This window comes from Hydrogenophaga sp. PAMC20947 (genome assembly GCF_004795855.1).
Lineage (GTDB): Bacteria > Pseudomonadota > Gammaproteobacteria > Burkholderiales > Burkholderiaceae_C > Hydrogenophaga.
In genome coordinates, this window is sequence record NZ_CP039252.1 from 1,916,641 (window position 1) to 1,938,395 (window position 21,755).

21 protein-coding genes are annotated in these 21,755 nt (G+C 62.8%); 12 read left to right on the forward strand and 9 right to left on the reverse strand.

Annotated elements, in window-relative coordinates; genetic code table 11:
* Positions 1–17 precede the first annotated feature (17 nt).
* Positions 18–851, forward strand: a complete 834-nt coding sequence (locus E5678_RS08560) for a hypothetical protein (RefSeq protein ID WP_247596954.1) — start codon at positions 18–20, stop codon at positions 849–851.
* 120 nt (positions 852–971) lie between these two features.
* Here E5678_RS08560 and E5678_RS08565 read toward each other — a convergent pair whose 3' ends face one another.
* The 3 genes from E5678_RS08565 to E5678_RS08575 are packed head-to-tail and all read right to left on the reverse strand — an operon-like array spanning position 972 to position 3,129.
* Positions 972–1,682: a nitroreductase gene (locus tag E5678_RS08565; protein WP_136178126.1), complete on the reverse strand. Its 711-nt coding sequence runs from the start codon at positions 1,680–1,682 to the stop codon at positions 972–974.
* A complete protein-coding gene (locus E5678_RS08570) occupies positions 1,679–2,128 on the reverse strand; it encodes a thioesterase family protein (RefSeq protein ID WP_136178127.1) in 450 nt (149 codons plus the stop codon). The genes E5678_RS08565 and E5678_RS08570 overlap by 4 nt, the downstream gene beginning before the upstream one ends.
* Positions 2,125–3,129 (reverse strand): histone deacetylase, encoded by a 1,005-nt coding sequence (locus tag E5678_RS08575; RefSeq protein ID WP_210732011.1) that lies wholly within the window; start codon positions 3,127–3,129, stop codon positions 2,125–2,127. Before E5678_RS08575 ends, E5678_RS08570 begins: the two co-directional genes overlap by 4 nt.
* Positions 3,130–3,384: 255 nt before the next feature.
* Between E5678_RS08575 and phaP the strand changes: the two genes are divergently transcribed.
* Positions 3,385–3,933: a TIGR01841 family phasin gene (gene phaP / locus E5678_RS08580; RefSeq protein ID WP_136178128.1), complete on the forward strand. Its 549-nt coding sequence runs from the start codon at positions 3,385–3,387 to the stop codon at positions 3,931–3,933.
* Between the two features lie 219 nt (positions 3,934–4,152).
* On the opposite strand, the gene E5678_RS08585 is transcribed toward phaP, so the two are convergent.
* Positions 4,153–4,971, reverse strand: a complete 819-nt coding sequence (locus tag E5678_RS08585; RefSeq protein WP_247596955.1) for a patatin-like phospholipase family protein — start codon at positions 4,969–4,971, stop codon at positions 4,153–4,155.
* A gap of 196 nt (positions 4,972–5,167) precedes the next feature.
* Between E5678_RS08585 and E5678_RS08590 the strand changes: the two genes are divergently transcribed.
* Positions 5,168–6,220 (forward strand): extracellular solute-binding protein, encoded by a 1,053-nt coding sequence (locus E5678_RS08590; protein ID WP_136178130.1) that lies wholly within the window; start codon positions 5,168–5,170, stop codon positions 6,218–6,220.
* A gap of 586 nt (positions 6,221–6,806) precedes the next feature.
* Here E5678_RS08590 and ppk2 read toward each other — a convergent pair.
* Positions 6,807–7,724: a polyphosphate kinase 2 gene (gene ppk2, locus E5678_RS08595; RefSeq protein WP_136178131.1), complete on the reverse strand. Its 918-nt coding sequence runs from the start codon at positions 7,722–7,724 to the stop codon at positions 6,807–6,809.
* An 89-nt stretch (positions 7,725–7,813) separates the two neighbouring features.
* The gene (locus E5678_RS08600) at positions 7,814–8,368 is read right to left on the reverse strand and encodes a sigma-70 family RNA polymerase sigma factor (protein ID WP_136178132.1); all 555 of its coding nucleotides are present in this window, start codon (positions 8,366–8,368) and stop codon (positions 7,814–7,816) included.
* 124 nt (positions 8,369–8,492) lie between these two features.
* Between E5678_RS08600 and E5678_RS08605 the strand changes: the two genes are divergently transcribed.
* From E5678_RS08605 to E5678_RS08615, 3 genes are all read left to right on the forward strand, one after another.
* Positions 8,493–9,230: a response regulator transcription factor gene (locus tag E5678_RS08605; protein WP_136178133.1), complete on the forward strand. Its 738-nt coding sequence runs from the start codon at positions 8,493–8,495 to the stop codon at positions 9,228–9,230.
* Positions 9,227–10,765 (forward strand): HAMP domain-containing sensor histidine kinase, encoded by a 1,539-nt coding sequence (locus E5678_RS08610; protein ID WP_136178134.1) that lies wholly within the window; start codon positions 9,227–9,229, stop codon positions 10,763–10,765. Before E5678_RS08605 ends, E5678_RS08610 begins: the two co-directional genes overlap by 4 nt.
* 66 nt (positions 10,766–10,831) lie before the next feature.
* A complete protein-coding gene (locus tag E5678_RS08615; protein WP_136178135.1) occupies positions 10,832–11,590 on the forward strand; it encodes a 3-hydroxyacyl-CoA dehydrogenase in 759 nt (252 codons plus the stop codon).
* Positions 11,591–11,665: 75 nt separating this feature from the next.
* Here E5678_RS08615 and E5678_RS08620 read toward each other — a convergent pair whose 3' ends face one another.
* Entirely contained in the window at positions 11,666–13,615 is a 1,950-nt protein-coding gene (locus E5678_RS08620; protein WP_136178136.1) for a GspE/PulE family protein, read from the reverse strand.
* 145 nt (positions 13,616–13,760) lie between these two features.
* Here E5678_RS08620 and E5678_RS08625 point away from each other — a divergent pair, with 145 nt between their 5' ends.
* On the forward strand, positions 13,761–15,653 hold the full coding sequence (locus E5678_RS08625) for a gamma-glutamyltransferase family protein (RefSeq protein WP_136178137.1): 1,893 nt from the start codon (positions 13,761–13,763) through the stop codon (positions 15,651–15,653).
* A gap of 32 nt (positions 15,654–15,685) precedes the next feature.
* Here E5678_RS08625 and E5678_RS08630 read toward each other — a convergent pair whose 3' ends face one another.
* Positions 15,686–17,008, reverse strand: coding sequence for an aminotransferase class I/II-fold pyridoxal phosphate-dependent enzyme (locus E5678_RS08630; RefSeq protein WP_136178138.1), 1,323 nt, complete (start codon positions 17,006–17,008; stop codon positions 15,686–15,688).
* A gap of 172 nt (positions 17,009–17,180) precedes the next feature.
* On the opposite strand from E5678_RS08630, the gene E5678_RS08635 reads away from it, so the two are divergent.
* The 4 genes from E5678_RS08635 (at position 17,181) to tcyN (ending at position 20,481) form a co-directional block, all read left to right on the forward strand.
* Positions 17,181–18,080 carry a LysR family transcriptional regulator gene (locus tag E5678_RS08635; protein WP_136178139.1) on the forward strand — a complete coding sequence of 300 codons (900 nt, stop codon included), beginning with the start codon at positions 17,181–17,183 and terminating at the stop codon, positions 18,078–18,080.
* Between the two features lie 191 nt (positions 18,081–18,271).
* On the forward strand, positions 18,272–19,069 hold the full coding sequence (tcyJ, locus tag E5678_RS08640) for a cystine ABC transporter substrate-binding protein (RefSeq protein WP_136178140.1): 798 nt from the start codon (positions 18,272–18,274) through the stop codon (positions 19,067–19,069).
* Positions 19,066–19,734 (forward strand): cystine ABC transporter permease, encoded by a 669-nt coding sequence (gene tcyL / locus E5678_RS08645; RefSeq protein WP_136178141.1) that lies wholly within the window; start codon positions 19,066–19,068, stop codon positions 19,732–19,734. The genes tcyJ and tcyL overlap by 4 nt, the downstream gene beginning before the upstream one ends.
* 3 nt (positions 19,735–19,737) lie before the next feature.
* Positions 19,738–20,481 (forward strand): L-cystine ABC transporter ATP-binding protein TcyN, encoded by a 744-nt coding sequence (gene tcyN / locus E5678_RS08650; RefSeq protein WP_136178142.1) that lies wholly within the window; start codon positions 19,738–19,740, stop codon positions 20,479–20,481.
* A gap of 120 nt (positions 20,482–20,601) precedes the next feature.
* Here tcyN and E5678_RS22265 read toward each other — a convergent pair whose 3' ends face one another.
* Positions 20,602–21,102, reverse strand: coding sequence for a hypothetical protein (locus tag E5678_RS22265; RefSeq protein ID WP_168708445.1), 501 nt, complete (start codon positions 21,100–21,102; stop codon positions 20,602–20,604).
* Here E5678_RS22265 and E5678_RS08655 point away from each other — a divergent pair.
* Positions 21,101–21,751 (forward strand): Crp/Fnr family transcriptional regulator, encoded by a 651-nt coding sequence (locus E5678_RS08655; protein WP_247596956.1) that lies wholly within the window; start codon positions 21,101–21,103, stop codon positions 21,749–21,751. The two genes, E5678_RS22265 and E5678_RS08655, sit on opposite strands and share 2 nt — an antisense overlap.
* Positions 21,752–21,755 lie beyond the last annotated feature (4 nt).

Here is a 21,755-nt window from a genome sequence, read left to right on the forward strand (position 1 = left end):
GGTTCAGGAGATTTCAAATGAGTTCTATCCGCCCCAGCATCACCCGCCGCCTCGTCTTGGGAGCACTCACCAGTGCGGCCCTGCTGGCGACCGCGCCCGCCATGGCAGAAGGCCAACTGGTCGATGTGCGCATCATCAACCGGGACAATGGAAAAATCCTGCCCATGTACCCATTCAAGGGTGATCTGTGGGTCGCTGGCGAGCCAGGAGCGCGTTATGCGGTGCAGTTGCACAACGAGACCCGCGGCCGGCTGCTCAACGTGGTCTCGGTGGACGGCGTCAACGTGGTCTCGGGTGAGACCGCTGCCTTCGAACAGACGGGCTATGTGCTCGATTCATGGCAACGGTATGACGTGGCGGGCTGGCGCAAGAGCAGCAAGGAAATTGCCGCTTTCGAGTTCACACGGGCACCGCGGTCCTATGCCGCCCGCACGGACCGCCCCGACGACGTGGGTGTGATCGGTGTGGCGGTGTTTCGCGAGAAGCAGCCCAGCTGGCGCGAACGTGAAGAAGAGCGCCGCTCCGAGCGCGACACCTACGAGCGCAGCGCCCCTGCCTCGAAATCCGGTGCAATTCCCAAATCGGGTTCAACAGGCAAGTCTTTTCAGTTTGACAACAACGGACCCGTCGAGCAGGAGCTTGGCACAGGCCACGGCGATCGGGAGCGTGACCGCGTGGGCAAGACCGAGTTTGAGCGCCGCTCCACGCGACCGGACGAGATCATTCGCATCCGCTACGACAGCTACGACAACCTCGTCGATATGGGCGTGATCCCCACCTACCGTGGTCGCCCCCGCGATCCATCTGCCTTCCCGGCACAGCGCCCGCGCTGGGTACCCGACCCACGGTAATCAAAGGCAGCGCGCTCCAGGCACCAACGCCAACCCAAGCCCGGATTCGATCAGAATCCGGGCTTTTTTTGCTTGCCCGTTGACAAGCGCCTGAGCGACTGTGGACAGCGCGTTTTTTGCTCAGTCCAGCCAATGGGTGAAGCTGGCGACCGCCTCGCGCGGGGTGTGGAAGTCATTGACCTTGTCGTCCGGATCGGCGTAACCGAGCGACATGCCACACACCAGCATCTCGTTTTCGCCTGCGCCGATGTGCGGCAAGATGATCTTGGCGAACCCGTTCCACGCGGCCTGCGGGCAGGTGTGCAAGCCATGTCCGCGTGCCGCCACCATCAGGGTTTGCATGAACATGCCGTAGTCCACCAGCGAGCCCCGTCCCATGATGGTGTCCAGGGTGAACATCAGGCCCACCGGTGCGTCAAAAAACCGGAAATTGCGCTGGTGCTGTGCATGCATCTTGTCCTTGTCGCCCTTGCCGATGCCCAGCAACCCATACAGTCCCCAGCCGTTTTCACGGCGACGGTCAATGTAGGGACTGACCCACTGCTCGGGGTAGTAGTCATAGGCCTCGCGGTATTCCGATGCCAGCGAAGGGTCTGCCCGCAAGGCATCGTGGGCGGTGCACACCTTGTCCACCAGGGAGTCGCGGCTCGCGCCCTGCAACACATACACCTTCCAGGGCTGGGTATTGGTGCCTGAGGGCGCGCGGCTGGCCAGTGCCAGCAAGTGCTCCAATGCGGCGCGCTCCACCGGGGTCGACAAAAAAGCGCGCGTTGACATCCGGCTGGTGATGGCTGCATCCACGCTGGCTGAATTGATGAGCGAAGAGGTCATTTCAAGGCTTCCAGGGTTGTTTTCAAGACATCCGGCAGCGGCGCCGGCCGGCGTGTTTCACGGTCCACATAAACGTGCACAAAATGGCCACAGGCTGCGGCCAGTTCTGCGTCTTGTGCGAACAAGCCCACTTCATAGCGCACGCTGGACATGCCCAGGTGCGCCACCCGCAGCCCCGCCTCGACCGTCTGCGGGAAGGCCAGTGGTGCAAAATAATTGCATTGCGTTTCGATCACCAGACCGATCACCGGGCCCTGGTGAATATCCAGAGCCCCCTGCTCGATCAGATAAGCATTCACAGCTGTATCGAACCAGCTGTAGTAGACAACATTGTTCACGTGGCCATAGACATCGTTGTCCATCCAGCGTGTTCCGATAGTGCGAAACACGCGGTAGGCCGAGCGCGGTAGGGCCTGGGGGCGGGGGCTGGTGTTTAAAGAGCTCATGGCGCGGCATTCTGCCAGTGAGCGGGCGTGCGCCTTGTCGCTGAACCGTCAAGTTCACGCGCCTCGGAAGATGCCGCGGCCCATCGTTGCGCATAGGCAAGCGCCACCTGGTAGGTGTTGACCTGTACCTGTACCGTGGTTTCCATGTCGATGCCATAGCCTCCCGCCATCGTGAATGCCAGCGGAATGCGCCGCTGCCAGGCCCAGTCCAGGACACGCCGGTCGCGCGATTCCATGCCATCAAAGCTGAGTTTCAAACGCCCCAGTCGATCCCCCTCGTGAGGATCTGCGCCCGCCAGGTAAATGATCAGATCGGGGTCAAAACGGCTGGTCAGCTCATCGAGCGCACGCTCCAGGGCCTCACGGTAGCCATCGTCATCACACCCGTCGGGCAAGTCCACATCCAGATCGCTGGGTTCCTTGCGGAAGGGAAAGTTCTTTGCCCCGTGCAGCGACAGCGTGAACACCGAGGGGTCATTGGCAAAAATACGCGCCGTGCCATTGCCCTGGTGCACATCCAGATCCACGATGGCCACCTGCAGCGGGCGACCCAGCCGGTGGCGCCGCGCGTGTTCCGCCTGCATGAGTCTGGCGGCCACTGCTGCATCGTTGAACACACAAAACCCGCTGCCCTTGTCGGCATACGCATGGTGGGTCCCGCCCGCGAGGTTGGCGGCCAGACCGGCCCCAGCCATGGCATGCCGGCACGCCTGAATGGTCGCGCCCACCGACCGCCGCGCCCGCTCAGCCATGGCGGGGCTCCAGGGAAAGCCGATTTCGCGCTGCGCCGCTGGCGTCAATGTGCCCTGCTGGATAGCTGCGATGTACGCTGGGGTATGCACCAGCGCCAGTTCCCCGTCACTGGCCGCCTCGGCCTGGGCAAGCGCTATCGTTGGCAGTTCCGCGCGAAGGCGCTCCCTGAGGCGCCCGTATTTGGCCATGGGAAAGCGGTGGCCCGCCGGCAAGGGCAAGACAAAGTGATCGGCATAGAAAGCTTGCACAGACAAACAACCCCGGTGAAGAAGATGTGATGGATTGTGTCCACCTCTTGAAAACCCAGCGCCTTGACCCGATTTTCAATCCGCAACAACAAAAATGCTGCACCGCAACAAAAATAGTTGCAATGTCACGGGAAAACCCTATAATTGAAGTATGTTGCAGTGCAGCAAAGCGAACAATAACAAGTGCGTCCAGACAGCGCCGGGTTCGGGAGCAGCCCTCGACTACCAATCCCATCTTTAAATCCATTTAGGAGTATGACTATGTTGACCGCTGAACAAATTGTTGCCGCCCAGAAAGCCAACATCGAAACCATTTTCGGCCTGACCCAAAAAGCCTTTGAAGGCGTGGAAAAGCTGGTGGAACTCAACGTGCAGGCCACCAAGGCCGCCATGAGCGAGTCCGCCAACAACGCCCAGGCCATGTTGAGCGCGAAAGACGCACAAGAATTGATGGCTCTGCAAGCGAGCCTGATGCAGCCTTTGGCTGAAAAAGCCACGGCTTACAGCCGCCACCTGTACGACATCGCTTCCGGCACCAGCGCTGAATTTACCCAGGCCGCTGAAGCCCAGGCAAGCGACGCCCAGAAGAAATTCATGGCCGTCGTGGACAACGCTGCCAAGAACGCACCCGCCGGCTCCGAGTCCGCCGTGACCATGATGAAGACCGCTGTTACAGCCGCCAACACGGCCATGGAATCGGTGCAGAAGGCTGTCAAGCAAGCCAGCGAAATGGCCGAAACCAATTTCAACACCGTGGCGTCGCAAGCCGCGACAGCCACCAAGGCCGCCGCCAAGAAGCGTTGATTTACCGCGGAAAGCTGCGGTTCTTCCGGGCTTTGACATGGGTTAAAGTCCGCACAATGGAACCCAAGCACCACAGCGTTGCACCCTGAAAAGGCGGCGCTGCGATCAGACCGTTTTTTCTGGTTGTCTCCTCGGGTCCTTTTCGAAATTGGATTTCATCGGACCCCTTTAAGCCCTCGCCACAAGCGGGGGCTTTTTTTATGCGCCAACGCTTGTGGCTCAGGGCGCTCGCCCTTTGGCCAGTTCTGCCTTGAGGCGTGGCAAGGCAGCGAGCATGGCCGCCTTGCCCGCGTCAATGCTGCGCTGGCGCGACGCAAAATCGGCGCTGCCAACCCCATTGAGCGCTGGGCGGACCACGATCACATCGGCAGACTGCAAGGTCTGGCGGTTGATGCTTTGACCCATGATCGCCGTGGTCTGCAGCAGCACCTTGAGCCAGCCATTGGCATCGTTGCCCTGGGGGTCGCTGGAGATGTCCACCGCGATGATCACCTCGGCGCCCATGGACCTTGCCTGATTCACCGGCACCGGCGCCACCAGACCCCCGTCGACATAATCCCGCCCCGCGATGGTGACGGGCACAAACACCCCAGGCACAGCGCTGGAAGCTCGAACGGCCTGGGCCGCGTCGCCCCGCCGAAACAGCACGCCCTCGCCGCTCCCCAGATCGGTCGCCAAGATGCCCAGAGGCAGGGGCATCTGCTCGATCAGCTTGCCATTCACCTCACGGCGCACATACCGCGCCAACGCCTCACCGCGCAGCATCCCACGGCCAAACAAGGGCATGGTCCAGTCGGTCAGCATGGCCTCGTCCATGGCCAGCGCTTCGCGCTCCAGCACCGCCGCAGTCTGACCGCTCGCATACATCGCCGCCACCAGACTGCCGGCCGAGGTTCCCACCACCAGATCGGGGCGAATGTTGTGCTGCTCCAGAACCTGAATCACCCCCACATGCGCAAAACCACGGGCCGCGCCCCCGCCCAGCGCCAGACCCACCCGAGGGGGCCTGTGGGCGAGCTCGGTTTTGACGGGAGCCACAGGCGCGGCGTCTGCCGGGGTTGGTGATTCCCCTGGCATGAGCATAGAGCAGCCAGAGAGAAGCACCCCCAGTGCGAGAGCGCATCCCAAACGACCGTTTATCTTATTACGAACAATTCGCATTTGTGTTAGCATCCAAGTCAGTTTTCACATATTGCTGCGTCTGCAGTCACACCACTCCACCCGAGCGCACATCATGACCTTAGCCCGCCCACTCGCCCTGGCCCTTGCGGCCGCCGCCTCATTTGCTGTGATTCCCACCGCCCAGGCCCAGGACAAAGTCCTGAACATCTACTCGGCCCGTCATTACCAGACCGACGAGGCGATGTACGACACATTCACCAAGAACACCGGTATCAAGATCAACCGGGTCGATGCGGACGACGCCGGCATTGTGGCGCGTCTGCGCGCCGAGGGCAGCAGCTCCCCTGCAGATGTGATCCTGCTGGTCGATGCCGCGCGCATGGCCTCAGCAGACAGTCAGGGCCTGTTTCAGCCCATTCAGTCGGCCAAGCTGGACGCCGCCATCCCCGCCAACCTGCGCGCCACACCCACCGCTGAAGGCATCACCTGGACCGGGTTTTCAACCCGCGCCCGCGTGATTGTCTACGACCCGCTGCGCGTCAATGCCTCCGATGTCGCCACCTACGAACAACTGGCCGACCCCAAGCTCAAAGGGCTGCTCTGCACACGCTCCGGCTCCCACCCTTACAACCTCTCGTTGTTTGCGACCGTGGTGGAGCGGCTCGGTGACGCCAAAGGCGAGGCCTGGCTGCAGGGCCTGGTCAACAACATGGCCCGCTCCCCCAAGGGCGGCGACACCGATCAGATCAAGGCGGTGGCTTCGGGCGAGTGCGGCGTCGCGCTGACCAACACCTACTATATGGCCCGCCTGATCAAGTCCACCAAGCCCGAGGATCAGGCGGTGGTCGACAAGGTGCGCGTGGTGTTCCCCAACCAGGGCACCAGTGGCACCCACGTCAACATCGCTGGCGCAGCTGTGGCCAAGCACGCCAAACACCGCGAGAACGCCGTGGCCTTCATGGAATACCTCGCCAGCCCGTTTGCGCAAGACTATTTTGCCAACGGCAACAACGAGTTCGCGGCGGCCAAGGGCGTGAAGATCGACAACCCGGCCATCAAGGCCATGGGTGGTGACAACTTCAAGGCCGAGACCGTGCCGCTGGGTGTGGTGGCGAAGAACATGACCAAGGTGCAGCAGATGCTGGACCGTGTTGGATACAAATAAGCCCACCCCTGCGCCGGCCCGATGCTCGGGCCGTCACCCCCTCAAGGGGGCGGTGCTGGCGGGCCGGCGGAGCCGGACCCGCGGCACCCTGGGCGGACGCCCCTCCCTCTAGTGAAGCACCTGTAAAGCCCCCTGCTCCTGCCGATGCGCGGGCCGTCACCCCCTCAAGGGGGCGGTGCTGGCGGGCCGGCGGAGCCGGACCCGCGGCACCCTGGGCGGACGCCCCTCCCTCTGGTGAAGCACCTGTAAACGCCCCCTGCGCCGGCCCGATGCTCGGGCCGTCACCCCCCCTCAAGGGGGCGGTGCTGGCGGGCCGGCGGAGCCGGACCCGCGGCACCCTTGAAGGGCTCCCCCGCCTCGCACAAAGCCTCGCTGAACAACCCTTGCACTTGCCGTGCTCGGGCTGTCACTATTTCAAGGCGTGATGCTGGACTGCAAAGCGTCCGATCAAAAAAAAGGCCTGCGTCACCGCAGGCCCAGGGTATTCCCCTCATCCTCATCTCTCACTTCTGGTTCTTCACTCCCTGCACAACGCCGTCCGACTGGGCCGTTGAAATGGCTGTGTGACAGCCTGCGCTTGAATCTTCTAAAACACCTCGGGGACGAGTATCTGGCCGGGCACTTCATGGCGGCGATAGCCTTCGTGTCGCACGCGGTCGGGCAGCGTGATGCCGGGCCGTTCGATCTCTGAGTAGTGCATCTGGCCCAAGAGGTGGCTGATGCAGTTGAGGCGGGCCTTTTTCTTGTCATCGGCCGACACCACCCACCACGGCGACTCCGGAATGTGGGTGCGCTCCAGCATCACTTCCTTGGCTTTGGTGTAGAGCTCCCAGCGGCGGCGCGACTCCAGATCCATGGGGCTGAGCTTCCACTGCTTGAGCGGATCGTGGATGCGCCCGAGAAAGCGCAACGCCTGCTCTTCGTCGGAAATCGAAAACCAGTACTTGATCAGCTGAATACCCGAGCGCACGATCATCTTCTCGAATTCGGGCACATCGCGGAAAAAGGCTTCGTACTGCTCGTCGGTACAAAAGCCCATGACCTTTTCAACGCCAGCGCGGTTGTACCAGCTGCGGTCAAACAAAACAATTTCGCCGCCTGCGGGCAAATGCGGCACATAGCGCTGGAAGTACCACTGGGTGCGCTCGCGGTCGCTGGGAGCCGGCAGTGCGACCACCCGGCACACCCTTGGATTCAGGCGCTGCATGATGCGCTTGATCACACCGCCCTTGCCGGCTGCATCGCGGCCTTCGAACACGATCACCACCTTGTGCCCGGTGGCCACCACCCAGTCCTGCAATTTCACGAGCTCGGCCTGCAAGCGGAACAGTTCACGGAAATACACCCGTCGCTGTTCCGAATGGAGTGTCAGCGTTTCGGTCGCCGTGCCATGCCCCAGCGCATCGACATCGCGATCCTCCATTTCCATCTCCAGCTCTTCGTCGTAGCCGTCCATCAAATCGTTGTGAATGCGGTGAAGCAGCTCATCGTGACTGTCGATCATGAAAACTCCGTGCACCTGAAAAAGGCAAGGGCCTCAGCCTAACGGTCGCATGTGACAAACCCGTGAAAACCGTCTCAGCTGCTCACGCTTCAGCTGTCCAGACTTTTGCGGGCCCGGTGCAGCCGCACAAACAGACTGTCCTGGCTGATGCCCAGCCGCTCGCACACCACCTCGGTCGATTCGTCGCCCAATATCCGGTGTTCCATGACATCGCGCAGGCCTGCAGGCAGTTGTGCAATGCGCGCCATCACGATGGCCAGGCGCTCGCGCTGCTCGGCCCACTCATCGGGCCGGGCACCGGGGCACGCCATCCCTTGACACGCAAAGCCATCGCCCTCGCTGTCGGCATCACTGTCCACCGACTGGTAGTGCGCGCGGTCCCGGATCAGATCCACAATCTTGTTCTTGAGAATACCCACCAACCAGCTGCGCAAAGCACTGCGACCCGCAAAACTCGCCCGGCCACCCAGCACCGCTTCAAACACGTCGTGCACGGCGTCTTCGGCCAGGGCGGGGTCGTGCAGTTTGCGCCGGGCAAATGCCACGAGATAGTCCCGGTGGCCCATGACCTCATGGGCGCACAAACTGCCCAGCTGGGCCGATGCGATGCTGTTTGCGGTGGGTGCTGTCCTGGCCTGGTGCATGGTGCGCTCCTTTTGGGGTGTCAATGCCCTTACTGTGGAAAGCCCAGATCACAGCCCCCTCTCAAAAGATCACATTTGCATCACATCGGCGTAAGAATTGGCCGCTGTGCCAGACTCAATGCCCATGAACCCTGCCAAGCGCATTCTGGTGGCCGAAGACCAGACCGATATCCGTGACCTGCTGGCGCTGAACCTGCGCGGTGCTGGCTATGCGGTGAGCGAAACCCGCGATGGCCTCAGCGCGCTGGCACTGCAAACCGAAGCGCCCTGCGACCTGCTGGTGCTGGATCTGATGATGCCGGGCATGGACGGCCTGGAAGTCTGCAAGACCCTGCGCGCCAGGGGAGACACCGCGCCCATCCTCATGCTCACCGCAAAATCCACCGAGCTCGACAGGGTACTGGGTCTGGAGCTGGGCGCCGACGATTACCTCACCAAGCCTTTCTCTCTGGCCGAGTTCCTAGCCCGGGTCAAGGCGCTGCTGCGGCGGGCCGAACAGCTGCGCGCAGCGCTCGCGGCACAGGCCAACGAACAGGAATCCGACAGCACTTTGGTCAACGGCGGGCTGGAAATCCAGCCCATCAAACGGCTGGTGAGGGTGGGCGGCAAGCCGCAAGAGTTCACGGCACTGGAGTTTGATCTCTTGATGCATTTCGCCCAGCACCCCGGCCACGTCTACTCACGGGCCCAGCTGTTGAGCGCCGTCTGGGGCTACAGCCACGACGGTTACGAACACACCGTCACCACCCACATCAACCGGCTGCGCGCCAAGCTGGAGCGTGACCCGCTCAAGCCCGAGTTCATCCTGACCGTGCGGGGCGCAGGCTACAAAATGCGTGAACGCCCGACGGACCCGACATGAACGTCAGGACCAAGCTGGCGCTCACCATCGGGTTGACCGGGCTGCTCACCGCGCTGGGCATGATCCTGGCGCTGGTGCTGGCTTATGAGCGCTTCGAGCACGAATCGAGCTACTACCGGGCCGACGCCTTCCTCAAGCGGGTCACGGCCCAGCACACCGATCTGCTGAGCCTGCGCGAACGCTTCGGCGATGAATTCGGCCATTTTCTGGCCAACCTGGTGCTCTACGAACCCGACACGCAGCTCTACCTGCTCGATCCCGAGGGACAAGTGCTGAGCACCAGCAGCGAAGTGCCGCTGGCCCAGGCGTTCAAGGTCAACATGGGCCCGGTCATGATGGCTGCCAGCGAAGACCCGATGCCCTTTGTACTGGGCGACAACCCCGAGCGCATGGACATCCGCGTGGTGGTGGCGGCCCGGGCCTTGCGACCGATGTCCATCGCCCCAGCCCCTCAAGCCGAGGGCTACCTGTACCTCGTCACCCGCGCCCGTGATCTGACCGAGAGCAACCCGGCAGCCTTGAGCAGCGTGCTCTCACAACCGGTGGTGCTCATGATGCTGGCGGTGGTCGCCCTGTCGACTTTGCTGGCGGCCTGGGTCACTGCGTCCATCACCCGCCCGCTCAAGCGGCTCACTGGCGCAGTCAATCAGATCCGGGACGAGGGGCTGCTGGCTCCCGACCCCACCCAGAGTCCGATGAACGACAAGCGTTGGGCCATCCCCGACACCCACAACCCGGACGAATTTGGCCAGTTGGCCCGCGGCATGGGCGCCATGCTGCAAACCCTGCGTGAACAGTGGTCCACGATGCACCGGCTTGACCACTTCCGCCGCGAAGGTGTCAGCAACCTCTCACACGATCTGCAATCCCCGCTCACCGCGACCACCACCTGCCTGGAAACGCTGGACCACCACTGGCAAGACGATGCCGCTCGCCAGGCCGATCGGGATTTGCTCGCGGTGGCGCTTCGAAACACCCGCAATGCGGCGCAGCTTGTCCGCAGCCTGGGCGATCTGGCCCGGTTGGACGAGCCCGCGTTCCAGCTCAAGACCGAGCGCCTGAACCTGACCGAGCTGCTGGACGATGTGTCCATGCGGTTCACCGAGCGCGCACGACAAGGCGGCGTGAGGCTGGAGGTGCTGGACAACCCCGACCAGCCAGCCCCCCTCGCCGCGGTGGACGTGCAACTGATCGAGCGAGCTGTGGCCAACCTGGTGGACAACGCCCTCAAATTCAGCCCGCCAGGCAGCGTGCTCACCTTGAGCGCCATGCGCCACGAAGGCGGCCAGCAAGGGCCCAAAGCCCGCATCACTGTGCGCGACCAGGGGCCTGGCATTCACCCGCAAGACCTACCCCACCTCTTTGACCGGTTCTACCAAAGCCGCAACCACGTGGCGCCGGCCACCGGCGAAGGCGGCAAAGGACTGGGCCTGGCCATCGTCAAGCGCATCACCGAGCTGCACGGCGGGCAACTTGAGGTCTCCAGTGCCCCCGGTATGGGCACCGAAGTGGTTCTGGAACTGCCGGCGACTTGACCCATTTGAGCTTTGAGGGATAATTGACGTTTACGTAAACGTCAATACTTCCCACAGGAGCATCCCATGGACATTCAAGGCAAGGTTTTCATCGTCACCGGTGGTGCATCGGGCTTGGGCGAAGGCACGGCACGCATGCTCGCTGCCAACGGCGCCCAAGTGGTGATCGCCGACATGCAGGCAGACAAGGGCGAAGCCGTTGCCAAGGCCATCGGCGGTGCGTTTGTGAAATGCGACGTGAGCCAGGAAGCCGATGGCCAGGCCGTGGTGGCCCAGGCGGTTTCCATGGGCAAGCTCATGGGTCTGATCAATTGCGCGGGCATCGCTCCGGCAGAAAAGACCGTGGGAAAAAACGGCGCACACTCACTCGGCGTGTTTTCCAAAACCATCACGGTCAACCTGGTGGGCAGCTTCAACATGATCCGCCTGGCCGCCGAGGCCATGTGCAAAAACGAACCCGAAGCCACGGGTGAGCGCGGGGTGATGATCTCCACCGCCAGCGTTGCGGCCTACGACGGCCAGATTGGCCAGGCGGCTTACGCGGCCAGCAAGGGCGGCATCGTGGGCATGACCCTGCCCATCGCTCGCGACCTCGCCCGCAACGGCATCCGCAACATGACCATCGCCCCGGGCATTTTTGGCACCCCCATGCTCTTTGGCATGCCGCAAGATGTTCAGGACGCGCTGGCCGCCAGCGTGCCCTTCCCCAGCCGCCTGGGCACCCCGGACGACTACGCCAAGCTCGCCAAACACATCATCGAAAACGACATGCTCAACGGCGAAGTGATTCGCCTGGACGGCGCGATCCGCCTGGCCCCGCGCTGAGACATCGCTGATCCCGAAAAAAAGCCCGGCAGTCCCGGGCTTTTTTCATCTGTTGACGCAGGCGCCGGGCCGTGCTCAGCGGTAGGCGCTGCGCGCCTGCTTGAGATCGATGTGGCCTTGCACCACTTTTTCCAGCGCGTCGTGCCGCAGGCTGCGCATGCCTTCGTTCACAGCCGCAGCAAAGATCTCCGAAGGCCGGGAGCGGCTCTGGATCAGTTGCTTGATCGCGCGGCTGTTCTCTAGAATCTCGTACACACCGATGCGTCCCTTGTAGCCTTTGTCGCCACAGCGCTGGCACCCCACAGCATGGCGGATGTGGACTTGCTCGGGCGACTCAGCGCCCGCCGCTTCGAGCAAGCGAATCTCAGCTTGTGGGCGGCTCAAATCGCTGCCCTCCAGGTACTCTTGCAGCAAGGCTTCCCAGCCCTCGGCGTCCAGGGGGCGCTCCGATGCACAGTGGGTGCAAAGCTTGCGCACCAGGCGCTGCGCCACCAGCCCCAGCAGCGAGTCCGCAAAGTTCATCGGATCCATGCCCAGGTCGAGCAAACGGACCACGCTCTCGCTGGCGTTGTTGGTGTGCAACGTGGACAGCACCAGGTGCCCGGTCAACGAAGCCTCAATGGCGATCTTGGCGGTTTCCGCATCGCGGATCTCACCGATCATGATGATGTCGGGATCGGCCCTCAAAAAGCCGCGCATGGCGCTGGCGAAAGTGAGTCCGATCTTGGGGTTCATCTGCACCTGGCGCAAGCCTGGCTGTGTGATTTCGATCGGGTCTTCGGCCGTCCATATCTTGTGCTCGGCGGTGTTGACCTCGGCCAGCATGGAGTGCAGCGTGGTGGTTTTTCCCGACCCCGTGGGCCCCACGGCCAGCACCATGCCAAAGGTGCGCTGGGAAAACTCGGCAATGGTCTTCTGGTCGCGCGGCTGCAAACCCAGCTGGCTCAGGGGCAGCGGCTTGGCCGACTCCAGCAAACGCAACACGACATCTTCCAGACCGTCGTGGGTCGGCATCACCGCCACGCGCAGCTCCAGCGCCTTGCCGCCAAACTCGGAAAAATCGATCTTTCCGTCTTGTGGGCGACGGCGTTCTGCGATGTCCAGCCGGGCCATGATCTTGATGCGGGAGACCAGCGGGCCACGCAATTTGGGGGGTAGCCAAAGGTAAGGTTCCAGCTCTCCGTCCTTGCGGAACCGGATAGCGGTGAGGGCATCGCCCGCATTGGTTTCGATGTGAATATCAGAAACATGGGTGTGTTGTGCTTCAGTGATCATCTGGTTCACCAGCCTCACCATGCCCGCCGATTCACTGGCCGAACTCAGCTGCTCGGCTTCGGCACCGCTGCCGACTTCCACCATGGCCTGCATGACCAGATCGTCGACCAGCGTCTGATCATCCTGCGCGCCCAGATGCTGGCGCGGCAGGTAGCGCTGCCGCAACTCGTCCGCGATCTGGCCCGACCCGTTGGCATGGCCCGCGTGTTCGACCCGGTCTTGAACTTCCAGCCGGCGCTCAATGGCTTCACGGCTGGCCCACACCAGGCGCACCGTGTGCCCGGTCTGTGTGCAAAGCTGGCGATGCAACGCATCATCGGTGGGCGTGCACGACGCCACAAAAAAATTCTCATTGGCCATGCCCAGAGGCACCACATGAAATCCATGTGCAGCCCGCAGCGGCAAAGTCTGAAAGGCCTGGCGCTCGACTTCAAAACCCAAAACTTCCACTTCCACCACCCCGGCGACCCGTGCCAGCGCCCGCTGCAACTCATCGTCGGTCAACAGCAGGCGGTCGACCAGTTCGTGGGAGCGTGACCGCAGCAAATCGGGGTCTTCGGCCATCACCTCATCCAGGGTGCGCTCTTCCAGGATGCGGAATTGGGCCAGTGCATCCCGCAATCCCACGATGGGCAAGCGGTGCTGGGCCAGCTGGGCATCAATGAGTTGGGGCAGCGTGTGGACCAGCTGCCGGGTCGGCACTCCAAATGGACCCAGAGGCTGTTGTAGTTTCTGTGGCGTGAACGTCATCGGCAAAGGCTTTCAGGCAGGTTCGAAATGGCAACGACAGGATGTCAAGCCTAGCTTGACACTTCAAAATAACGCAAACTGTGCCTCAAACCTTTGATCTACGGCAAGCGCGTACCCCCACCCCTATTGTTAGCGAGACTCCAGCATGACATATCGCACACCCCGCTCCCCCAACATCGCCCGTGTCGCGCTGCCTCTGTTGCTGCTGGGCGCGCTCACCCTTGCCGCTTGCACCGCACCGGCGCTCCCCCAGCGTTCGGTGCCTGCGCCTCAAGCCGCGCCAGCGCCCGTGCAGCCTGAAATTGCCAGCGGACTCACCGGCAAGCCCGGATGGACCTTGAACCGCCAGGCGGTGGCCGCGGCCAACCCGCTGGCCACCCAGGCAGGTGTCGATATCTTGAGAGCGGGCGGCAGCGCGATCGATGCAGCAGTGGCGGTGCAGATGGTGCTCACCCTGGTCGAGCCCCAATCCAGCGGCATCGGCGGAGGCGCCTTCCTGATGCACCACGACGGCAAGCGGGTCCAGGCTTTTGACGGGCGTGAAACCGCACCCGCCGCAGCCGACGAGCGCCTGTTCCTCGACGCCAACGGCAAGCCTCTGCCTTTCATGCAGGCGGTGGTGGGCGGCCGTTCAGTGGGCGTTCCGGGTACGGTCGCCATGCTGGCCCTGGCCCACCGGCAACATGGCAAGCTCAAGTGGGCCAGCCTGTTCGAACCCGCAATCCGGCTGGCGGAACAAGGTTTCCCCGTGAGCCCGCGCCTGTTTGCCTCGCTCAAAGAGGAAACCGCGCTCAAAGCCGATCCGGTGGCCGCCGCCTATTTCTACCAGCCCGACGGCCAACCCCACCCCGTGGGTCACCTGCTGAAAAACCCAGAGCTGGCCGTGGTGCTGCGGGCCATTGCCCAGGCCGGCCCCAACGCCTTGCTCAAGGGCCCGGTCGCGCAAGCCATTGTCAACAAGGTCCAGCAACACCCCGGCAACCCGGGCAGCCTGACCCTCGATGACCTGGCCCGCTACCAGCCCATCGAACGCAGCGCCATCTGCCATGCCTACACGGCCCCTGCGGTGGCGGGCTCCAATCCCCGTGAATGGAGCCTGTGCGGCTTTCCGCCGCCCAGCTCGGGCGCGATTGCCATCGGCCAGATCCTGGGCACCCTGGCGCGTGTGCCTGCGGGCGCGGAGCCCCTGGGCGCCGACGGCTTGCCCACCCCCGCCTACCTGCACGCCTACACCGAAGCTTCGCGGCTGGCCTTTGCCGATCGAGCGCTGTACCTGGGCGATCCAGCTTTCGTGATCCCGCCCGCCAGCAGCTGGACCAGCCTGCTCGATCCAGCCTACCTGGATGAGCGCGCGCGCCTGATCTCGGCCCAGCGCATGCCCACGGCCACCGCTGGATCACCCAAAGGCATCGTGAGCGCCTGGGCGCCCATGCCCGATCAACCGGAATACGGCACCAGCCACATCAGCATCGTCGACGACTTCGGCAACGCACTGGCCATGACCACCACCATCGAGTCGGGCTTTGGCTCGCGGCTCATGGTCACCACCAATCCGGACCGGCCCGGTGGTTTTCTGCTCAACAACGAGCTCACCGACTTCAGCTTTGCACCAGCCGACGACCAGGGCCGACCGGTGGCCAACCGGGTTGAGCCCGGCAAACGGCCGCGCTCTTCCATGGCGCCTACCTTGGTGTTTGACAAGGCCAGCGGCAAGCTCATCATGAGCGCCGGCAGCCCGGGCGGTGCTTTCATCATCCACTACACCGCCAAAACGCTGCTCGGTGTTCTGCAATGGGGGCTGTTGCCACAAGCTGCGATCGACCTGCCCAACTTCGGCAGCCTCGGCGGCGCACTGACTCTGGAGGAACAGCGTTTCCCTGCGGCAACGGTAGAAAAGCTCAAGGCGCTCGGCCACGAGGTGCGTGAAGCACCACTGACCAGTGGCCTGCAAGCCATTGCGCGCGGCCAGGTGCACGGCGCGCCCGTGTGGCTGGGCGGCGCCGACCCCAGGCGCGAAGGCGTGGTGCTGGGGGACTGAACCCGGCTACCCGCCTTGCGCCACCGCGTGTTTCAGCTCCGCACAAAGTGCACCCGGTTGAAGGTGCCACGCCATGCGCGCACCACTTCTGCCAAGCGTTGGGGCTCGTCTGAGCGCAGTGCCTGTGTGATCAGATCGGCCAGGCGCGGCATATCGGCTGCGGTCATGCCCCAGCGCACGATCTCGGGGGTGCCCAAACGCAAGCCGTTCAGATCTCCGGTCACTGGCGCGATCGGCAGACCGATGCCACAGGCCAGAAAACCGGCCTGCCGCAAACGCCTGGAAGCCAGCTGGCCACCCCCCAGCGGGGCCGCTTCGAGCGCAAACTGGTGCGACAAAGTGTGCCCTCGCGCGCCCGAGAACACCTTGAGGCCGTTGTCTTGCAAGGCCTGAGCCAGCGCGCGTGCCGTGTCCACCATGGCCTGTCCGTAAGCGGCGCCGTGCTCACGCCAGTCCAGCAAGGACAACGCCAGCGCCGCGGTCTTGCCCGCGTCGAAGTTGGCGGTCAGCCCAGGGTAGGCAATGGCGTCCAGCCGCTCGGCAATCGCAGCGTCACGCGTCACGATCAGGCCACCGGCGGGGCCGCCCAGGCTCTTGTAGGTGCTCATCGTCATCAAGTGTGCCCCTTCATCCAGCGGATTGGGCCACTGGCGCGAGGCGATCATGCCGCACTGATGCGCGGCATCGAACAGCACCTTGGCGCCCACCTCGTCCGCCAATGCCCGCACCTCACGCACCGGGTGGGGATACAGATTCAAGCTGCCCCCCAGCGTGATCACCCGCGGCTTGACCGCCCTCACCAGTTCCCCGAGCGCTGCCACGTCAACCGTGTAACCATCGGTCAGCACAGGTGCCGCGTGCGTCGTCAGGCCGTAGAGCCCGGCGCAACCATCTTTGTGGTGGGTCACGTGCCCGCCGATCGAAGCCGGCGGTGCCACGATGGCATCGCCCGGCTGAGCCAGCGCCATGAAGGCGTAGAGGTTGGCCAGGGCGCCTGAGCCCACGCGCACTTCGGCATAACTCGCATCAAACAACTCGGCGGCCAGCTCAGCAGCCAGGACCTCGATCGTTTCGATGGCTTCCAGGCCGGTTTCATATTTGTCGCCCGGGTACCCCAGCGAAGGCCTCGATCCCAGGCCGCTTGCCAACACGGCCTCGGCCTTGGGATTCATCACGTTGGTGGCCGGATTGAGGTTAAAACACTGGCGTTCGTGGATGTCTCGGTTCTGATCGATCAGCGCATGGAGCTGGCTGTCCAGCCCGTCGCTGCTGGTCTGCCCAACCGGCTCGGCAAGCTGCTGCATATACGTTTCACAGGCTGACGGGACCCAGGCGCGGGGCTTCAGGTGGGGCATGGCGACATTCCAGCGTGGTTGATGAAGTACCCATCCTATGAAGCCCGTCTGCTTCGGACAATTCAATTTTCAAAAAAATCAGGCTCAGAAAATACAAGTCTAGAATTCTCAAAAATCCCTATTTCCATCAGCAGCCCTACCTGCCGACCTGTCACATCTGAAAGCCCCATTCATGGCCGTTTCTCCACCCCCGCCCAGATCGCCACCGCTCAACGCGCTGCGCGCATTCGAGGCGGCGGCCAGACTGGGCGGCTTCAAGGCTGCGGCCATGGAACTCTGCGTCACACCGGGAGCAGTGACGGCCCACATCAAGTCCTTGGAGCAGCACCTGGACGCCACCCTGTTCGAACGCCACGCCCAAGGCGTGCGCCTCACGGCCTTGGGGGCACGCGTGGCCGCGCCCCTGAGCGAAGCCTTTGACCAGCTGGCCCATGCCGTGGGGTTCATGCGCGCCCAGGCGCAGCCCCATTCAGTGCACCTCGCCACGCTGCCAGCCATTGCCCAGCTGTGGTTGCTGCCGCGGCTGCCGTGGCTACGTGAAAAGCTGCCCGACATCACCATTTCCGTCACAGCGCTGGAGCGCCCCACCGACCTCAAACGCAGCCCCTATGACCTGAACCTGTTTTTCAGCGAAGGCAAGGCAGGCACCGTTCTTTGCGAAGACGTCATTTTCCCGGTGTGTGCCCCGTCCCTGTCGCCCCGCCTCAAGCGACTGAGTGACTTGAATGATGTGCCCTGCCTGACCGACGCGGTCTGGGCCAACGACTGGATGGACTGGCTGGAGAACGCCCGAAAAACGGGTCGCCACCCCGCCCAAAAAATCCAGACGCGTGGACCGGTTTTTTCACTCTACGCACTGGCGCTGGACGAGGCCCTGGCGGGCTCTGCCGTGCTCGTGGCACACGCTTGCCTGGTGCAGCCTTGGCTGGACAGTGGGCGGCTGGTCGCGCCGTTTCGCCCCCAGCTCAAGCGCACCACCCCCCTGCGCGCCTGGACGGCCTCCGCCCTCCCACCGGGCAGCCCCGGTACCCGTGTGCTGGAAGCCTTGCAAACGCTGACCACCGCCCCTTAAAAACCGGCGCGGGCTGCGGAGCACCCACACAGATGCCGATTGCGGCGCCAACCGGCACTGCTTAAGAAGCCGGCCCTGAATCACGATATCCATGTGCCTGCAAGTCCATTGCTGGACCGATAAAATCCACAACCGCGTTGCGTTTCTGGGCATGCCTCGAAATGGTCACCGCTCAGAACCTGGAATACACCATGAAAATCTCCACCTTCCGACGCACCCTGCTGTTGTCTGCCCTCGGCTTCACGCTCAGCGCCGGCCTGCTCGGCCAAGCCATGGCTGGCGAGCAACTCAGCACCATCCAGAAGAACGGCACCCTCAAAGTCGGTCTGGAAGGCACTTACCCACCCTTCAGCTTCGTCGGCGCAGACGGGAAACTGGCCGGGTTCGAAGTCGAATTCTCTGAGGCCCTGGCCAAGGCGCTGGGCGTGAAGGTTCAGCTGCAAGCCACGCCATGGGCCGGTATTCTTGCGGCACTGGAATCCAAGCGACTGGACGTCGTGATCAACCAGGTCACGATTTCGGACGAGCGCAGGAACAAATACGACTTCTCCACGCCTTACACCGTCTCGGGCATTCAAGCGCTGGTGAAGAAAAAGGACGCCGACCGCTTCAAGGCCGCCAAGGATCTGAGCGACCACAAAGTGGGCGTCGGCCTGGGCACCAACTACGAACAATGGCTCAAGGCCAACGTGCCAGGGGCCACCGTCAAAACCTACGACGACGACCCGACCAAGATCCAGGACCTGCTCGTGGGCCGCCTCGACGCCATTCTGGTTGACCGCCTGGCCGCGCTGGAGCTGGTCACCAAAACCAAAGGCACGCTGGCCGTCTCTGGCCCAGCGTTCTCCCGCCTGGAGGCAGGCGTCGCCTTGCGCAAGGGCGAGCCGGAACTGCTGTCGGCAATCAACAAAGCCATCGAAAAAATGCGTGCCGATGGCACCCTCGCAGCGCTGTCGAAAAAGTACTTCCAGGCTGACGTCACGCAATGAGTGAATCGTTTTCCCAGCTGCTCTGGGAATCCCTGCCTTTCCTGCTCAAGGGGATGATGTACACCATCCCCTTGAGTCTGGGGAGCATGGTGTTCGGCCTGTTGCTGGGCTTTGGCCTGGCCCTGATGCGTCTTTCTGCGTCAAAGGCTTTGAGCGGGATCGCACGGGTCTACGTGTCCTTCTTCCGCGGCACACCCCTGCTGGTGCAGTTGTTTGTCATCTACTACGGCCTGCCCCAGGTCGGCGTGCAACTGGACCCGGTGCCGGCCGCCCTCATTGGCTTGTCGTTGAACATGGGCGCCTATGCCTGCGAAATCCTCCGCTCGGCCATCGCCGCGGTCGACAAGGGGCAATGGGAAGCAGGCGCGAGCATTGGCATGACCCGTGCACAGATCATGCGCCGGGCGATCCTGCCGCAAGCCGCACGCACCGCCCTGCCCCCGTTGGGCAACAGCTTCATTTCACTGGTCAAAGACACGGCCCAGGCCGCCACCATCCAGGTACCCGAATTGTTCCGGCAGGCGCAGTTGATTTCATCCCGGACCTTCGAGATCTTCTCGATGTACCTGACGGTCGCACTCATGTACTGGGTGCTTTCCACCATCCTGTCCCATTTCCAGAACCGCCTGGAAGCCAGGGTCAACCAGCATGACCTGGCGAACTGACACATGATCACCGTTGAAAAGCTGACCAAGGAATTCAAGGGCAACCCCGTGCTCAAAGGCATCGATCTGCGTGTCGAAAAGGGCGAAGTGGTCGCCATCATCGGTCCCAGCGGATCCGGGAAAACCACCCTGCTGCGGTGCCTGAATTTTCTGGAAGAACCGTCCAGCGGCCGCATCATCGTGGGCAACATCCAGATCGACAGTGACCGGCCACTGAGCCAGCAGAAGGGCCTGATCCGCCAGTTGCGCCAGCACGTGGGTTTTGTGTTCCAGAACTTCAACCTGTTCCCGCACCGCACGGCGCTGGAAAACGTGATCGAAGGCCCCATTGTGGTCAAGAAGATGGCGCCAGAGGCGGCGCACGAACTGGGCCGCAAGCTGCTGGCCAAGGTGGGCCTGGCGGGCAAGGAAGGTGCTTATCCGCGCCGCTTGTCCGGCGGGCAACAGCAGCGCGTGGCCATCGCCCGTGCGCTGGCAATGGAGCCCGAGGTGATTCTGTTCGACGAACCCACGTCTGCGCTGGACCCCGAGCTGGTGGGCGAGGTGTTGTCCACCATACAGGCCCTGGCTGAAGAGAAACGCACCATGGTCATTGTGACCCACGAAATGCAGTTCGCCCGAGACGTGGCCGACCGGGTGGTGTTCATCGACCAGGGGGTGATCGTCGAACAAGGCGAGGCGAAAGCGCTGTTTGCCCACCCGAAAGAAGAACGCACGCAGCGGTTTCTGGAACGCAGCCGGCACTGAGTGCAACCGGTGCTTGCGGCCACCGGCCAGTCGCGTTGCAATGGCTCAAAACTTCAGTTGGGTCAAGCTGACGCTGCTTCGTTGCTTGAGGGAACACGCCCCCCCCGGAGGGCGAATGCCTCAGTGTTGTTCTCCTTGACCATCGCTGTCGCTGGTTTGCACTTTCGGCTCTGCGGGTGCCAACACGCCCAAGTCCCTCAGAGAGCCGGCGCGGCCTGAGTGGTCCCAATGTTGCAAGGCCGATTGCCTCAACATTTGCAATGACTCCAGGCATTCTGGCAAGCAGTTCCGCTGCGGCGAATTCAAGTCCATCGACTCGGCGGCAGAACCCAAGCGTGCCAGCACAGCACAGAACATGACGTCCCAGTCCCCCATTTCCAGGTGCTGATCGCAGGGGGAATTTTTTGACTCGTCGGATCTAGGCGTCATCGCTGCCCGCTCCAAGGGCTGTTTCATGGTTGTCGGCGAGAATATATAACCGGCCTCCTGGTAGGCATGTGTCTTTTGACACAACATCTGAAAGCCACCCATGCCACCGCTGTCTTGCACCGATTGCCCGTTGCGCTCTTTACCTCTATTTCTGGACCATTCAAGCGAAGAGCTGGCGCTGATCCAGTCCATGAAAAAGAGCGAATTGTCCCTGCGGACCGACGAAGTGCTCATCCACGAGGGCCAAACCAATGCACGGCTCTTCACCCTGCTGAGCGGCTGGGCCTTCCGTTTCAAGACATTGAGCGACGGCCGGCGACAGATCCTCTCGTTCCTGTTGCCAGGCGATTTCATTGGGGTGCAGCAAAAAATGGCGGATGCGGCCGCCCATGGCGTGACCACCCTGACCGATGCGGTCTTTTGCGTGTTCCAGCGCGACGCCTTGTGGACCCTGCACCGGCAATCGCCATCAATGGGCTTCAACGTCACCTGGCTGACGGCGCACGAAGAGTCACTGGTGGACGACAACCTGTTGTCGGTGGGCAGGCGAAACGCACAGGAGCGCATCGCAACCCTGCTGATTCAACTGTACAAGCGAATGGCCGCTATCCAGACGGACAACACCACCGAAGATGGCGTGCCGTTCCCACTCACGCAGCAGCACATCGCCGACAGCCTGGGGCTGTCACTGGTGCACACCAACAAAACCTTGCGCAAGCTGGAGCAGCTCGGACTGCACCGCATAGAAAACGGGCGCCTCTACTTGCGCGACGTCATGGCGCTGGAGCGGATGGCCGACCTCTACGGCGACGGTCGCCCTCCGCAGCGCCCCTTGGTCTGAGGCC

Excerpts from the sequence above, each read along its gene's own strand:
- E5678_RS08560 (WP_247596954.1), top strand. The coding sequence starts at position 18 with ATGAGTTCTATCCGCCCCAGCATCACCCGCCGCCTCGTCTTGGGAGCA.
- E5678_RS08565 (WP_136178126.1), bottom strand. The coding sequence starts at position 1,682 with ATGACCTCTTCGCTCATCAATTCAGCCAGCGTGGATGCAGCCATCACC.
- E5678_RS08570 (WP_136178127.1), bottom strand. The coding sequence starts at position 2,128 with ATGAGCTCTTTAAACACCAGCCCCCGCCCCCAGGCCCTACCGCGCTCG.
- phaP (WP_136178128.1), top strand. The coding sequence starts at position 3,385 with ATGACTATGTTGACCGCTGAACAAATTGTTGCCGCCCAGAAAGCCAAC.
- E5678_RS08590 (WP_136178130.1), top strand. The coding sequence starts at position 5,168 with ATGACCTTAGCCCGCCCACTCGCCCTGGCCCTTGCGGCCGCCGCCTCA.
- ppk2 (WP_136178131.1), bottom strand. The coding sequence starts at position 7,724 with ATGATCGACAGTCACGATGAGCTGCTTCACCGCATTCACAACGATTTG.
- E5678_RS08600 (WP_136178132.1), bottom strand. The coding sequence starts at position 8,368 with ATGCACCAGGCCAGGACAGCACCCACCGCAAACAGCATCGCATCGGCC.
- E5678_RS08605 (WP_136178133.1), top strand. The coding sequence starts at position 8,493 with ATGAACCCTGCCAAGCGCATTCTGGTGGCCGAAGACCAGACCGATATC.
- E5678_RS08610 (WP_136178134.1), top strand. The coding sequence starts at position 9,227 with ATGAACGTCAGGACCAAGCTGGCGCTCACCATCGGGTTGACCGGGCTG.
- E5678_RS08615 (WP_136178135.1), top strand. The coding sequence starts at position 10,832 with ATGGACATTCAAGGCAAGGTTTTCATCGTCACCGGTGGTGCATCGGGC.
- E5678_RS08620 (WP_136178136.1), bottom strand. The coding sequence starts at position 13,615 with ATGACGTTCACGCCACAGAAACTACAACAGCCTCTGGGTCCATTTGGA.
- E5678_RS08625 (WP_136178137.1), top strand. The coding sequence starts at position 13,761 with ATGACATATCGCACACCCCGCTCCCCCAACATCGCCCGTGTCGCGCTG.
- E5678_RS08630 (WP_136178138.1), bottom strand. The coding sequence starts at position 17,008 with ATGCCCCACCTGAAGCCCCGCGCCTGGGTCCCGTCAGCCTGTGAAACG.
- E5678_RS08635 (WP_136178139.1), top strand. The coding sequence starts at position 17,181 with ATGGCCGTTTCTCCACCCCCGCCCAGATCGCCACCGCTCAACGCGCTG.
- tcyJ (WP_136178140.1), top strand. The coding sequence starts at position 18,272 with ATGAAAATCTCCACCTTCCGACGCACCCTGCTGTTGTCTGCCCTCGGC.
- tcyL (WP_136178141.1), top strand. The coding sequence starts at position 19,066 with ATGAGTGAATCGTTTTCCCAGCTGCTCTGGGAATCCCTGCCTTTCCTG.
- tcyN (WP_136178142.1), top strand. The coding sequence starts at position 19,738 with ATGATCACCGTTGAAAAGCTGACCAAGGAATTCAAGGGCAACCCCGTG.
- E5678_RS08655 (WP_247596956.1), top strand. The coding sequence starts at position 21,101 with ATGAAAAAGAGCGAATTGTCCCTGCGGACCGACGAAGTGCTCATCCAC.
- E5678_RS22265 (WP_168708445.1), bottom strand. The coding sequence starts at position 21,102 with ATGGACTGGATCAGCGCCAGCTCTTCGCTTGAATGGTCCAGAAATAGA.